Annotated in this window: 14 protein-coding genes; 6 read left to right on the plus strand and 8 right to left on the minus strand. The window is 48.6% G+C overall.

The annotated features are described in order from the left end of the window. The first annotated feature begins 24 nt into the window (after window positions 1–24). Window positions 25–378, plus strand: coding sequence for an ISAon1 family transposase N-terminal region protein (locus OH144_RS16525; protein WP_456107239.1), 354 nt, complete (start codon window positions 25–27; stop codon window positions 376–378). Then, complete coding sequence (locus OH144_RS16530) at window positions 371–1,342, plus strand: ISAon1 family transposase (RefSeq protein WP_323134741.1); 972 nt, start codon at window positions 371–373, stop codon at window positions 1,340–1,342. The genes OH144_RS16525 and OH144_RS16530 overlap by 8 nt, the downstream gene beginning before the upstream one ends. Before the next feature lie 225 nt (window positions 1,343–1,567). On the opposite strand, the gene OH144_RS16535 is transcribed toward OH144_RS16530, so the two are convergent. Beyond that, window positions 1,568–2,343, minus strand: a protein-coding gene (locus OH144_RS16535) for an IS5 family transposase (protein WP_266203380.1) whose coding sequence is annotated in 2 segments (ribosomal slippage) — window positions 1,568–2,016 and window positions 2,016–2,343 — 777 coding nt in all. Because the reading frame shifts where the segments join, the coding sequence is not laid out codon by codon here. 324 nt (window positions 2,344–2,667) lie between these two features. Between OH144_RS16535 and OH144_RS16540 the strand changes: the two genes are divergently transcribed. Together OH144_RS16540 and OH144_RS16545 are read left to right on the plus strand one after the other, a co-directional pair. Continuing rightward, entirely contained in the window at window positions 2,668–3,519 is an 852-nt protein-coding gene (locus tag OH144_RS16540) for a helix-turn-helix domain-containing protein (RefSeq protein ID WP_266203381.1), read from the plus strand. 118 nt (window positions 3,520–3,637) lie between these two features. Continuing rightward, the gene (locus OH144_RS16545) at window positions 3,638–5,140 is read left to right on the plus strand and encodes an aldehyde dehydrogenase family protein (RefSeq protein ID WP_266203382.1); all 1,503 of its coding nucleotides are present in this window, start codon (window positions 3,638–3,640) and stop codon (window positions 5,138–5,140) included. A 269-nt stretch (window positions 5,141–5,409) separates the two neighbouring features. Here OH144_RS16545 and OH144_RS16550 read toward each other — a convergent pair whose 3' ends face one another. The 3 genes from OH144_RS16550 to OH144_RS16560 form a co-directional block, all read right to left on the minus strand. Beyond that, window positions 5,410–7,092, minus strand: coding sequence for a GNAT family N-acetyltransferase (locus tag OH144_RS16550; RefSeq protein ID WP_266203383.1), 1,683 nt, complete (start codon window positions 7,090–7,092; stop codon window positions 5,410–5,412). A 209-nt stretch (window positions 7,093–7,301) separates the two neighbouring features. Then, the gene (locus OH144_RS16555; RefSeq protein ID WP_266203384.1) at window positions 7,302–7,820 is read right to left on the minus strand and encodes a hypothetical protein; all 519 of its coding nucleotides are present in this window, start codon (window positions 7,818–7,820) and stop codon (window positions 7,302–7,304) included. Window positions 7,821–7,943: 123 nt separating this feature from the next. Continuing rightward, window positions 7,944–8,318, minus strand: a complete 375-nt coding sequence (locus tag OH144_RS16560) for a hypothetical protein (protein WP_266203385.1) — start codon at window positions 8,316–8,318, stop codon at window positions 7,944–7,946. Window positions 8,319–8,625: 307 nt separating this feature from the next. Between OH144_RS16560 and OH144_RS16565 the strand changes: the two genes are divergently transcribed. Beyond that, window positions 8,626–9,240 carry a hypothetical protein gene (locus OH144_RS16565; RefSeq protein WP_266203386.1) on the plus strand — a complete coding sequence of 205 codons (615 nt, stop codon included), beginning with the start codon at window positions 8,626–8,628 and terminating at the stop codon, window positions 9,238–9,240. 211 nt (window positions 9,241–9,451) lie between these two features. Next, window positions 9,452–9,622 (plus strand): hypothetical protein, encoded by a 171-nt coding sequence (locus tag OH144_RS16570; protein ID WP_266203387.1) that lies wholly within the window; start codon window positions 9,452–9,454, stop codon window positions 9,620–9,622. A gap of 71 nt (window positions 9,623–9,693) precedes the next feature. Here OH144_RS16570 and OH144_RS16575 read toward each other — a convergent pair whose 3' ends face one another. From OH144_RS16575 to OH144_RS16590, 4 genes are all read right to left on the minus strand, one after another. Further along, entirely contained in the window at window positions 9,694–10,305 is a 612-nt protein-coding gene (locus OH144_RS16575; RefSeq protein ID WP_266203388.1) for a sterol desaturase family protein, read from the minus strand. Window positions 10,306–10,409: 104 nt separating this feature from the next. After that, a complete protein-coding gene (locus OH144_RS16580) occupies window positions 10,410–10,913 on the minus strand; it encodes a shikimate kinase (protein ID WP_266203389.1) in 504 nt (167 codons plus the stop codon). Window positions 10,914–10,990: 77 nt separating this feature from the next. Then, complete coding sequence (locus tag OH144_RS16585; protein ID WP_266203390.1) at window positions 10,991–12,091, minus strand: BT_3928 family protein; 1,101 nt, start codon at window positions 12,089–12,091, stop codon at window positions 10,991–10,993. 160 nt (window positions 12,092–12,251) lie between these two features. Next, entirely contained in the window at window positions 12,252–12,806 is a 555-nt protein-coding gene (locus tag OH144_RS16590) for a DUF1599 domain-containing protein (RefSeq protein WP_266203391.1), read from the minus strand. Window positions 12,807–12,833: the final 27 nt, after the last annotated feature.

The following is a 12,833-nucleotide window of genomic DNA, read 5'->3' on the forward strand; positions in this document are numbered from 1 at the left end:
TAATTCACCACACACGCTTTTCCCTTGCAAGATCCTTACCTCACTCTTATCCGCTGTCTCTTGCCAGAAGGTATTCTGGAGTACTTCAACGTAACACATGTCCTGCAAGGCCCGGCAGGCCTGCAGCTGCAGTTGGAGGAGAAGAACCTCCTCCCCGAAGTTTATCATGGCCAGCGCTCTGAGTCCAAAGGTTTCCTGCCTGAGATTAAGCTGCAGGATTTCCCTATCCGTGGCCAGCAGGTCACCCTCTGCATCAAAAGACGCCGCTGGCACTTACCTGACTCGGGAGAGGTAATCACCAGAGACTGGAAACTGGTACAACAGGGAACGCGAATGACAAGTGAATTCGCCGCTTTTTTAAAAGCAGCACTTGGATAACACCCCCGTCAGCTGCCGGCAACTGGCCAGCTACTTCCACCTGGACGGCAAACAGCTCCAGGAGCAGTACAAGGAGCACATCAGCCACTTTCACCAATGGGAGCAGCGGGAGCACGCCTCCGACTGGATGCGCTTTCCCCAGAACGTTGGCCAAGAGCTGAGCATTGATGAGACAGCCCTCTCCAATGGAGAGCTCTACACCATCCTGACCAACAAAGCCGCTAAAGGCAGAAAAGGCGCGCTGGTGGCGATGGTCAGGGGCACACAGGCAGAAGACATTATCACAGTGCTGGAAGGCATACCCCAGACGGCCAGAGCCAAAGTCCGGGAGGTGACCCTGGACATGGCCAAGGCTGTGAGAGGCTGCTTTCCCAAAGCTTGCCGGGTCATTGACCGTTTCCATGTCCAGAAGCTGGCTTATGAAGCGGTGCAGGAGCTTCGTATCAAGTACCGCTGGCAAGCCCTGGATGAGGAAAACCAGCGGTTAGAGCAGGCGAAAAGGAGCAGGCAGCGTTTTGACGCGGAAGTACCATCTAACGGGGACACGTTGAAGCAGCTGCTGGCCCGCAGCCGCTACCTGCTCTTCAAGCACCGAAGCAGATGGAGCGCCTCCCAAAAGGAAAGAGCCGATATGCTCTTCTACAGGTATCCGCTGCTGGGCAGGGCCTATGACCTGGCCATGGAGCTGGGCCAGATCTTTACCTATTGCAAAAGCAAGCAGCAGGCATTCAAGCGCCTGGCCATCTGGTACAATGAAGTGGAGGCCTCCGGTATAGACTCCTTTCGCACGGTGGCCCGGTCGGTACAGAATCATTATGAGCACATCCTCAATTTCTTCAATAACCGCAGCACCAATGCCTCGGCCGAATCCTTCAATGCTAAGGTAAAAGCCTTCAGAGCCACCTTCAGGGGAGTCAGAGATACAACGTTTTTCCTCTTCCGACTAGCCAACATCTATGCCTGAGAAGAGCTACCCCACAACTATTCCGCTTGATCCCCAGTATCTAACTTGTGGAAAAGTATTAACCGTTAACAGGCTGCCCTTCCCCGCCGGGAACAACCTAAATCAACTATCTGGTAGTTTTCCCGAACAGCTTACTGTTAATTAAATAGTGGTGGTAAGCATTCAAAGCATAAGATTTACACGTGGTTGCTCCGAACCTTCAGCCTGTTCCTAAAATATTAGAAGCTATCTCATAAATGGTTTCAGCAGAATTAACATGCACGCCAGCAAAATAAAAGCTTTGTAGTTTTCTACTTTGTACTCATACCTGGTCACGCATCTTCTGTAATTGAAGAGCCAGGCAAAGAAGCGCTCTACCTTCCATCTGCGCTTGTAACGGCGGAGCTTTCTGCCATCCTGTGTCTTCTTCTTTTTTCTGTTGCCTCTGTGAGGCGCGATCATTTCAATGCCTTTCTGCTGCAGCGCTTGATCCAGAGGATCAGAGTCATAGGCTTTATCACCAATGAGCCTCTCAGGCAAAGGTTCAATGAATCGCTCCTCCAACACCTTTCCCACTAGTTTCACCTCGTGGGGAGATGCTGATTCGACTGAGACAGATAATACAGTACCACCAGCGTCTGTGACTGCCATGACCTTGGTCCCCTTCCCTCGTTTAGTCTTGCCAACAGAAGATCCCCCTTTTTGGCCATGCAGAAGGAGCCGTCAATATAGCACTCGCTCAGGTCCACACCGCCTCTTTCGTGAAGGTCCCTGGCCAGCGCCTCCACCACCCGCTGCATCACGCCCTGCTCCTGCCACTGTTGAAACCTGCGGTGGCAGGTCTGGTATGGAGGATACACGGGCGGCAAGTGGCTCCATTGGGCCCCGGTCTTCAAGATCCAGAGAATCCCCTCGAGCGCCTCCCGCTTATCTCTCCAGGGCCTGCCACGGCCATCTGGCCTCTTTACTCCATCAGGAATTAAATCCTTTAACTTTTCCCATTGCTTATCCGTCAACTTCATGACAAATAAACACCGTACAACTAAAGATCATCCCTATTTATGAGACAGCTTCTAAAAAATATAGAAAAGCAGCGCTTTCATTGCGCCTCAAATAGCTCCTGGAAAGCTTCCTTCGAGCTACTTTGTACACTTGCCCCTACTTCAGCTAGTGCCATGTAAATTATATCAAATTTGCGGACAAAGAAAAAACGCAGCTTAGGCTGGGACCTAATCTCTAAGTTACAATTGTTCCCCCATTCTCAGCAGGACACAGACTGCTAAGCGGAAACAGTTTAGTTTTTCCGTGTTACTTTTGTCACTTCTACTCAAAGAAGATATAGCCTCATGCTTATAGAAAACATACCGGATACATTCATTAGCACGCCTAAAGAAAATCAGGACCTTTTTGTTCACGATTTTAAGATGACTACCGACACCTTAAAGACCAAGGTGAATCTAAGAATGAATATGTTCAGCTTTTTACAGGTAGGTAAGAAGCAGGTTCACTTTGCCGGAACCTCCGTAGCCGTAAATAAAGATCAGTCTTTATTGATAAGAAAAGGGAATTGCCTATGGACTGAGTTGTTAGATACCGAAAGGATTTACTATTGTAAGTTGTTTTTCTTTTCAGAAAGGATTCTGAAGAACTTTCTGCAGGAGCACATACTCGATCCCTTCGAACATAGAAAGGAAGCGCCTTTTTTCACTATAGAAAATGACCAATACATCACTTCCTATTTGGATTCGCTGTCTTCGATCAACGATTATCCATCCTTGCTATCCGACAAATTTCTATCTGTAAAATTCGAAGAGATTATGCTTTATCTCATCGGCAAGTATGGCAATGGTATGAAGTCTTATTTAAGATCCTTGATAGTAGATGAAACTTCTACATTCAAAGAAATTGTAGAGCGCTATATCTACTCTGATCTAAAACTGGAGGAAATAGCATTCTTATGCAATATGAGTTTGTCTACCTTCAAGCGGCATTTCATTAATGAATATAAGGTTACCCCCGGCAAATGGTTAATAGAAAAGCGCCTGCAAAAGGCAAAGTTACTTTTAGAGCAAACCCAACTGAGTCCATCGGATATCTATATGGAGATCGGGTATAACAACTTGTCCAGCTTTAGTACGGCTTTCAAGAATAGGTTTGGTTTTAGTCCGAAGGACTTCTCCAAGTCAGCTTCCGTCTGAATACCCCCATCCGAAAAACGACCTTTTATCATAATTATCTGACTCTTTTTGAAAACCTCGGTTCAAGACAATGGCCATACCTTTGTATCGAGTTCAATTAGAAACACAAACAGTAATTATGGCAAATGTAACTAAGCCCACTTTTAAAGAAAAGTACGGCAATTTTATTAACGGTGAATTTGTGCCGCCGGTAAAAGGACAATATTTTGATAATGTATCTCCTGTAGATGGCAAAGTTTTTACTAAAGCCGCCCGCTCTACAGAAGAAGATGTGAACCTTGCCTTAGACGCAGCACATGAAGCTTTCTCAAGCTGGAGCACAACTTCTGCTACAGAGCGCAGCAACCTGTTGTTACGGATTGCGCAGGTTATGGAAGATAACTTTGAGTATTTAGCTACTCTAGAAACCATTGACAATGGTAAGCCTATTCGCGAAGCCAGAGCAGCAGATATTCCTTACTGCATTGATCACTTCAGATACTTTGCCGGCGTTATTCGGGCAGATGAAGGAAGTATTTCTGAGCACGACAAAAATACAGTAAGCATAGTTTTGCATGAGCCTGTTGGTGTAGTGGGTGAGATTATCCCGTGGAACTTCCCGATGCTGATGTTAGCCTGGAAAATAGCTCCGGCACTGGCAGCAGGTTGTACAGCAGTTGTTAAACCGGCAGAACAAACACCAACCAGCGTAATGTGCTTAATGGAGCTCATTGGTGATATTTTACCAAAAGGTGTGCTAAACATTGTGACAGGTTTTGGAAACGAAGCAGGAGAAGCTTTGGCTAGCTCTAAGCGTGTAGCAAAGCTATCGTTTACAGGTTCTACAGCAACCGGACGTAAAGTTTTACACAATGCTGCGGAAAATGTGATTCCTGTGACGATGGAACTGGGTGGCAAATCTCCTAATATATTCTTCCCGTCTGTGGCAGATAAGGATGATGAGTTCTTCAACAAAGCTGTTGAAGGAGCCCTCATGTTTGCCCTTAATCAGGGAGAAATCTGTACTGCTCCAACGCGCATTCTTGTGCATGAAGATATTGCCGACGTGTTTATTGAAAGAATGCAAGAGCGTTTGAAAAAGATAAAGACCGGCAATCCCCTGGATCCTGAGACAATGATTGGTTCTCAGGTTTCTAAAGCACAATTTGATAAAATTCTCAACTACATTAAAATAGGCAAAGAAGAGGGTGCTACTGTTCTGGCCGGTGGAGAGCCAGGTAATTACGAAGGAGAACTGTCTGAAGGATATTATATTCAGCCAACCGTTCTGAAGGGTAATAATGGTATGCGCGTTTTCCAGGAAGAAATCTTTGGTCCGGTAGTTTCTTTAACAACTTTTAAGTCTACTGAAGAAGCTATTGCTATTGCCAATGACACTGCTTATGGTTTAGGTGCTGGCGTATGGAGTAGAGATGCACACGAGCTCTATCAGGTACCAAGAGCTATACAAGCCGGTAGAGTATGGGTAAATCAATACCACACATATCCTGCTCATGCCCCGTTCGGCGGTGTAAAAGAATCAGGATTCGGTCGTGAAAACCATAAAATGGCTCTGGATCACTACCGAGTAGTGAAGAACATGCTTATTTCTTATGACAAATCACCGGTAGGTTTCTTTTAATCCGTTGAAACAGCTCTCAAAACCCCAGGTATACCTGGGGTTTTGTTTTTTCTGTGGTATAATCAGCCAGATATGATTTAATTTTTGGAGTTACTACTTCTAGTCGCATGAAAACTAAAGCGAAGCCGATGCTACGGCTTTAGAACAATTTCCAGCATACAAGGATAAGCAACACACCCCGGCCACAGAAATCCGCTCAACGCGCTGACGCAGCTCCTCGAGTCCAGGTAAAGCGCAAGACCCGGCGCTACCCACCTTTCAAGTTAGGCCTAATGAGAGTAAACCTCATCAGAAACCTCTGTAGCAAAAGGTACCTGCTGTAGCGCGGCAATCATTGCTTTATCGGCGGCGCTCACCCTGGCATAGATGGGCTGATTCTCTTTACCTATCCGAACCTGGGTGGTAACAGCCGTTAAAAACTCAGGAAGCGCTTCCTGGGCATCTGTATGGCAGTACATCCCGTCCAGCAAAATTGCGCCTTCCTGTTTACTTTTGTTTTCCAGCAACATCCACACGCAGGCTGCCAATCGTCCGTTTTTTACCCAAGTATACGCCTGCTCCCCATTCTCAAATCGTTGCACACTCTCTTTTAGAAACTCCCAGCGTGTGATAGCCCCTCCTCCAGCGTCAAAACCAAGGAGATCACTCAGGCTGTTAACTTTTACAAGGACACCAGCAGCAGCATTACTTATAGCCAGTTCTATCCTGAAGACTCTACTGCTTTCCACCCTACTGCCCCGATCAGCCAAGGCTCCTATACTTCCACGCCTGGCTAGTTTAAGCTTTTCTTTCCCAAGCTTTAGCTTCTTATCAATAGAACGCTTCACGTGCTTCAGGTTAATGCCTGCACCAGAGAAGAGTAACTTGCTCCCCTCCTTAAGGTAGTCATAGTATAACTTTGTGGACACCGCATCCCATTGGCTTGTGATGCAGAGCTCGTAGAGCTGTTCGTGTGCATTGGCTAACCTTTCTTTATACTCGTGCCCTCCTGGGGTTAGGTCAAAGGCCTGGTACCCTTTCCCGTACAAATGCTGACCGAGCATCACCATGATCAAATAGCCCGGGGAATACTTGCCATAAAGAGGAGAGTGCGTGTTTATACCGGCACCGTGAAGCCACCTGTTTTTGCCTTCGGTAGCCACAAGTGAGGCAGCGATATGGCCGTTCACCCTTAGCACAGTTACATGCAGGATGTTTTGCTCGTAGAGGGCTATTAGAAACTCTTTTTTCTGCAGGTTCTTTCTGAACGGGGTTTTATTCAGTGTCACCGCTTTCCGGAAGTCATACTGGTCGGCAAGCTCATCCAGTACGGAAACGAAGGCATCATAATCCGTAACCTGCTCATAGGTAAGGTTGCCGAGTCTACTCAGGCGGTTGCGGCCCTCCCTGAACTGTTTTTTGCTGAAGAGCTTCCCCACATCGGGGGCTGCAAAGTCCATCACCGGCCGCAGGAACGGGCGGATGATGTGCCGCCTGCTCCAGTAGGTACCTCCTACTAACCAACCAAGAGGCGTATGGGGAGGAATATACTTAAACGTGATTTTTTGCCCGGGAAACTTCTGCCTGATCAACGTTAACGCCTTCTTTATAAATTCATTATCGCCATAATCAGCCACAAGCCATGTATGATAGTATGCGCTCCATCCCCCTGCAGCCGTAACACCCAAACCTTTTACATCCTTCGCCAGCGTTAGAAGCCCTGTAAGGCAACCATTAAGCTCCTCTTTTACCACAACTGGCATGTGTTCCTGGCCATATACTTTATACCATACGCTTACAAATTCTTTGCTCTGAAAAACCGTAGCCCATGGGCAAGCTTCATACAGGTTTGTCCAGCCGGATAGAAAAGCTGTATCTGACAGTAGTTTATATACCCTATCACCAGTGATAACTTCTACTTTAGAAGCACTTAGAGTCTTAGCGTCTAAGTTGCTGACTGTATTCTTTTGCATAGTTCGCTGAATTGATCAAAAGGGAGTGAATAGTATAAATATTTACAGCCTGTATAAGACAACAATAAACTATACGCGATACGCGGATATTAGATTTTTCAACGATTAATTTGAAAATATCAATCAAAAAAAGTTGTGGTAAGTAATAAACAAGAAAGGACCGGAAGCATGGCTCCCGGTCCTTTTTAAAGTATGGATTAAGCGCTGTGCTAAGCTGAAACTGCCTTCTCAGAGGCTAGGTCAGCCGGGGTGGCTGCCGCGATACTGGCGTTGATTAGGGTGTTCCATTTCTCGGCGAGCTGCAGTTCCCCGCTTAGCATAATGCTCACCTCTTTGTCATAAACCTCCAGGCGCAGTTCAGAATGCTTAGCGTTGCGCGAAGTAAGCCGAAGTTCAATCAGGTCGAAAACCTTGGTGCCGTTGACGTCTCTGCTCGCACTGCTTACCGAGGACTTTTTAAAGTCGGCCAGGTTTAGGAGCAGCTTTTGCTCCTGCGCATCATCTTTTCTCAGGTAGAACAGCTTCTTTTGCTCCTCATCGAGGCCAATGCCGTAGCGGTCGTTCCAAAGCTCATACTTTGCAAGCCTCACTTGCTGTTGCTCGCCCATGGCCAGGAACTCGGCCGAAGCCTTCCCGGTTTTCTCTTTCTGCTTGCGCTGGAGATACATGATCGGTACAATGAAAACCGCCAGGGCAAGGCATCCTATTACTATTGTTGTTAAATCCATCTTTGATATTTCTTTACATGCAAAACATGCCATAGCAGCGCACGCAGCAACATTTTTGCTGGCGCCCATACGGCTTTAACTGGCTGAGGAGTGCTCAGCCCAGGTCAGGAAGTATAAGACGGATTACCAAAAATAGTGGGAAGGAAAGATAATGTCGCCGATGGTCAGGCTCCGCTGCATGCATTTTGAGTACAAGATATACCGCGAGGCAATGGCCTGCACTCTTAACTCAAAGGCATACGGGTTGGCGGCAAAGCCACTGATGTGGTTGTTTGAAGGTGGGGCCGGCAGGTTATTCAGAACATTAACCTGCTCCTCTGCCCGCTGTAGCCCCACATACTTGTGCAGCTCGTTGCCCGACAAGCTCTCCGGGGAGTACTCCCCCTCAACAGCCTGCGGCAAAGTATAAAACGCGCTTCCGCCATTGCCCTCGCTGGAGCTAGCAAAAGCAAGCACCGCGGAGATGAGCAGCAGAATGTATTTTACAGGGCTTTTCACATTACAAAGCTACAAGGTTCAGCACCAATTGCATCACGTAAGCCGGGGATTATTTTTTTGCACTGATTTTTATACTTTATACCCGGCCAGGAAAGCCCTGCCGTTGCCTGCCGCCATAGCTGCCCGTCGGCTTAAAGTATGAAACCTGCCATGCCTCCACAGGCTACAAGTATAAACATGCTGCCTGGCGTGCAAACCCAACAAGCGATCTGAAGTAAGACACCAAAAAAATCCCGCACCGGCACAATAGTATATATAACTTAATTAATATATTTGAACCCATTAATAACCTTTAACATATACTATTATGAAAACACTCTTTACACTTGTTTTGCTGTTTTGCAGCACCATCGTTTTTGCACAAGATTTCCAGCAGGCCAAAGTGCTGTTTGCCGATGGCAAGGAACTTACTGGCCTGGTAAAGGCCTCATCGGTTGGCGAAAAGAGCATCGTGTACAGGGCGGCTGAGGCGGGTTCTAAAAACGAGAAGATCAGCAGCAGCGAACTGAGCAAAATTTACTTCACGTTAGACTCGGCAGAATACGTGCCGATATACCTGATGTATAATGGCAAGAAGAGAAAAGAGCCGACCTGGGCGCAGAAACTGATGGAAGGGCCGGTATCGCTCTACGCAACAGGCTCCAGGATGAGCTTCCAGCGCAGCGGCTTTAACCACAACGTGAACGATATCAGCTTTTTTACAAAGCGTACCGATGAGGAGGGGGCCAGCATGGTGGGGATGTACTTCACCTCTGGCGCCATCGGCATCAACATCAATAGAACCTTCCGGAAACTGGCTGGCGAGTACTTTGCCGACTACCCCGAGCTGGCCGCCAGAATAGAGAACAAGGAGTTTGAGATACTGGAGATTCCGGCTGTTGTTACGGCATACAACGAGTGGAAGACAGGCAAGCAGAACTAAGCTACGCTAAGGCTTGATACTACAGAACAGGCACCCGAAACCCGGGTGCCTGTTTTTATTTTACACTTGCTCCGCTACTCCCGTACAGCCCTCCTGCTAACCTTTTCTACTGATTTACAGTAACTATAAATGGCGATACTATCATATTTAGCCCTGGCTGTACTGTTGCCAATTTGCTTAAGGCCAGCGCATGGATTAAAGTATAAAAACAATGAAAAATATAAAACCATACCTGATGGTAGTACTCGTGCTACTAACCTTTACTATGAGTAGCTGCGAGGTGATAGGAGACATTTTTGAGGCCGGGATGTGGGCAGCGCTGATCATTATCGTGCTGATCGTACTGCTGGTCACCTGGCTTTTCCGCAAGTTCAGAAGGTAAACCAGGTAATGCCACACAAAAGAAAAGGAGCTATAAAGGCTCCTTTTCTGCGTTCTATATTTTGCTGCTCTCTATTTGTTAGCACGCTTCGGCATGGTGCCCAGGATATAGTCCCAGAGCGGCGTTGACACGCCAAAGGCTGCCTCAGGGTCTTTGTAATGATGGATGCTATGGTTGATCCAGAGCTGCTTCAGGATATTTTTTGGCGGCGGGTACGCATGCACCACATAGTGCACCAGCAGGTACATGGCGTAGCCAAACAGCATGCCGGCCACCACGCCGAACACAAACGTGCCGAAGATCACCTTAAAGATGAAAAAGAAAGCGGAAGCATAAAGTATACTCACCACCGGAGGCATGGCCAGGCGCTTCTTGTCTTTCGGGTACTCGTGGTGGTTGCCATGGAACAGGTACTGCAGGCGCGCCTTCAGCGGCGTGTCGGTGTCCATATGGAAAACATAGCGGTGTGCCAGGTACTCCAGCAGCGTAAAGATAAACCAGCCCAGGAAAAAGAAACCGATCGCCTCAAAAATATTGATAAACCCGTGGGTGATGCCATAGTAGATCAGCCCCGTGGCTATCACCAAGAATATAGTGATGGGTACGGCAATGTGCGTTCTGGTCATCTTCTCCAGAATCGGGTTCTTGAAAAGCTGTGCGCTTCCTTTGTGATTAGGTTTCATAGTTAGATTTTGCTGTATCAGTTAACGCTGCAAAACTACTTAAAATTTTAAAGTTTGCCCGAACGGGCTGCATTTGTACTGCTATTAACGAGGTGCGTCTGCTATTAGTTGAGCAGGCGCAGCAAGCGCTGGGAGATGGCGTTGTCCCCTGCCAAAGTATACGTTGCGCGTTCGTAGAACTGCTTTCGGTGGGCTAATGTTTCGGTGAGGTATAAATTTAATTCTGCGGGGCTTTTGCCCGCCAGCAGCGGGCGCGCCTCCAGCCCCTGAGCTAACAACCTATGCACCAGCTGCTCTACCGGCACATCCAGGTAGAAACTCCTGCCATGTTGGTTAATGTATTCGATGTTATTAAAAAAGCAGGGAGCCCCACCTCCGGTGGAGATCACAGCTTTCTCATACTGCTGCACCACCTCCTCCAGCGCCTGCCGCTCCAGCTTCCGGAAGTGTTCCTGCCCCTGCCGCTCAAAAATCTGCGCAATGCTTTGCCCCTGCCGCTGCACCAGGTACTCGTCCAGGTCCACGAAAGTATAGCCGAGCTGCTGCGCCAGTCGCCGCCCCAGCGTGGTTTTGCCACTGCCCATCATGCCTATCAGAAAGATCCGCATCAGAAGTTAGAGAGTTTGAGAGTTAGAGAGTTTGGGAGTAGAGCTGTTAGGAAAAAGAGAACCTGGCACCTAGCCAACTACTCCTCTGCCAGCAACTCCTGCACCTCCTCAATCTCCGGGGTGTCGTTGTGGTGCCATTTGCCTTTTACGGTGCCGTCCTGCAGCAGCACAAGGCCGGGGCTGGAGCGGATAATGGTCTTAAGCACGGTGTCGTCACCGAAGTAATAGGGCACAGCCAGGTTCACCTCGTGGCGGAACTTTTCAAAGTCGGCGGCACTGCTGCTGGTTACCACCAACGGTGTAATGCCCGCCGCCTCGGCGGCCTTTACCAGCTTATTAATATCGCCCATGTTCTCCTGCTCAGCCTTGTGCACACTGTGCACTATGATCAGCAGTTTCTTACCCGTCAGCACCTCCTGCGTATGGTCAGCCTCGTCGTTCCATACGTTAAAGTCGGTGATCTTAGGGCCTGCCTCCGGGTTTATGGCCACCATCGCCTTGTAAGTATAGGTGGTGTCCATCGGGTATTCCTCAAACTCCTCGTCCTGGCCGCCCTTTGTCATGATATACTTGTAGCGCAGCGGCTCCGATGGCTGCATGAGCGCAGGGATATCGTTGCCCACTTTGTAGGCCCTAAAGTCGATGTAGGGCAGGTGCTCGTAGGCGTACCAGCCCACCGCCACCGACAGCGCTGTGGTGATGATGGTGATAATAGCTCCGGAAGAGGCGCGCATGAAGGGTTGCAGGTACTGTTGCGTAAACAGCAGCACCAGGATCATCACCAGCAGCACCACGTCCTTCGTGAACGACTCCCACGGTGTCAGCTTGATGGCGTCGCCGAAGCAGCCGCAGTCGGTTACTTTGTTAAAGTAGGCAGAGTAAAAGGTGAGGAAGGTGAAGAACACGATCATGACGAGCAGCAACCACAGCACCGCCTTGAGTTTGAACCGCACCAGCAGCGCCACGCCCAGCACGATCTCGGCCGCGCTCAGGAAGATGGACAAAAACAGCGAGTAGGGCTCAAAGCTCTTGAAGAAGGGCGCGATATCCTGCGAGAACACCTCAAAATACTCTTCCAGTTTAATCGCCGTACCCACTGGGTCATTTATCTTAATCAGCCCTGAAAAAATGAACAGCACGGCTACAAACAGCCAGAAAATATTACTTATGAACTTCATCAACCTTGGGAGTTAGAGAGTTTGGGAGTTAAAGAATTTAGGAGTTTGGGAGTTGCAGAGACGCAACACTTGCGACTTTAGGGTTAGGAAGTTAGAAGGTTAGAAAGTTATACTTGTGTATCCAACCACCTACCGCTGGTGCGAGCTTGCAGCTCGTACCTTAGCCGACCTTCTCCGCAAATCCTGACTTTATGAGCGCAAACACGGCATAGTTGATCATGTCACGGTAGTTGGCCTCCACACCCTCAGAGATCAACGTCTGCCCCTCGTTGTCCTCGATCTGCTTGGTGCGGTAGAGCTTCATCAGGATAATGTCGGTGATGGAGCTCACGCGCATGTCGCGCCAGGCCTCGCCGTAGTCGTGGTTCTTGGCGTTCAGCAGTTGGATGTTCTCCTCGATGTGGCGGCTATACTCCCGCTCCACCTCCTCCGCCGAAAGGCTCAGCGGGGCGTCGGCGGGCAGGTTCAGCTGCATCAGCGCGATCACGCTATAGTTGATGATGCCGACAAACTCGCCGTTGATATCGTCGGCCACCAGTTGCGTGCCCTTCTCCTGGATGGAGCGGATGCGCTGGGCCTTGATGAAGATCTGATCGGTGATGGAAGGCAGCCGCAGCACACGCCAGGCGGTGCCGTAATCCTTGGTCTTCTTCACGAAGGTATCCTTGCAGCGTTGTACTACCTGATTATATTCCTGCAGTGTTTGACTAATCAACTTTTTAGCTTTAATTTTAAAAACAAT

It is taken from the genome of Pontibacter kalidii (assembly GCF_026278245.1).
GTDB classification, from domain to species: Bacteria; Bacteroidota; Bacteroidia; order Cytophagales; family Hymenobacteraceae; genus Pontibacter; species Pontibacter kalidii.

Coding starts and splice junctions, on each gene's coding strand:
- OH144_RS16540 (WP_266203381.1), top strand. CDS start 2,668: ATGCTTATAGAAAACATACCGGATACATTCATTAGCACGCCTAAAGAA.
- OH144_RS16545 (WP_266203382.1), top strand. CDS start 3,638: ATGGCAAATGTAACTAAGCCCACTTTTAAAGAAAAGTACGGCAATTTT.
- OH144_RS16550 (WP_266203383.1), bottom strand. CDS start 7,092: ATGCAAAAGAATACAGTCAGCAACTTAGACGCTAAGACTCTAAGTGCT.
- OH144_RS16555 (WP_266203384.1), bottom strand. CDS start 7,820: ATGGATTTAACAACAATAGTAATAGGATGCCTTGCCCTGGCGGTTTTC.
- OH144_RS16565 (WP_266203386.1), top strand. CDS start 8,626: ATGAAAACACTCTTTACACTTGTTTTGCTGTTTTGCAGCACCATCGTT.
- OH144_RS16570 (WP_266203387.1), top strand. CDS start 9,452: ATGAAAAATATAAAACCATACCTGATGGTAGTACTCGTGCTACTAACC.
- OH144_RS16575 (WP_266203388.1), bottom strand. CDS start 10,305: ATGAAACCTAATCACAAAGGAAGCGCACAGCTTTTCAAGAACCCGATT.
- OH144_RS16580 (WP_266203389.1), bottom strand. CDS start 10,913: ATGCGGATCTTTCTGATAGGCATGATGGGCAGTGGCAAAACCACGCTG.
- OH144_RS16585 (WP_266203390.1), bottom strand. CDS start 12,091: ATGAAGTTCATAAGTAATATTTTCTGGCTGTTTGTAGCCGTGCTGTTC.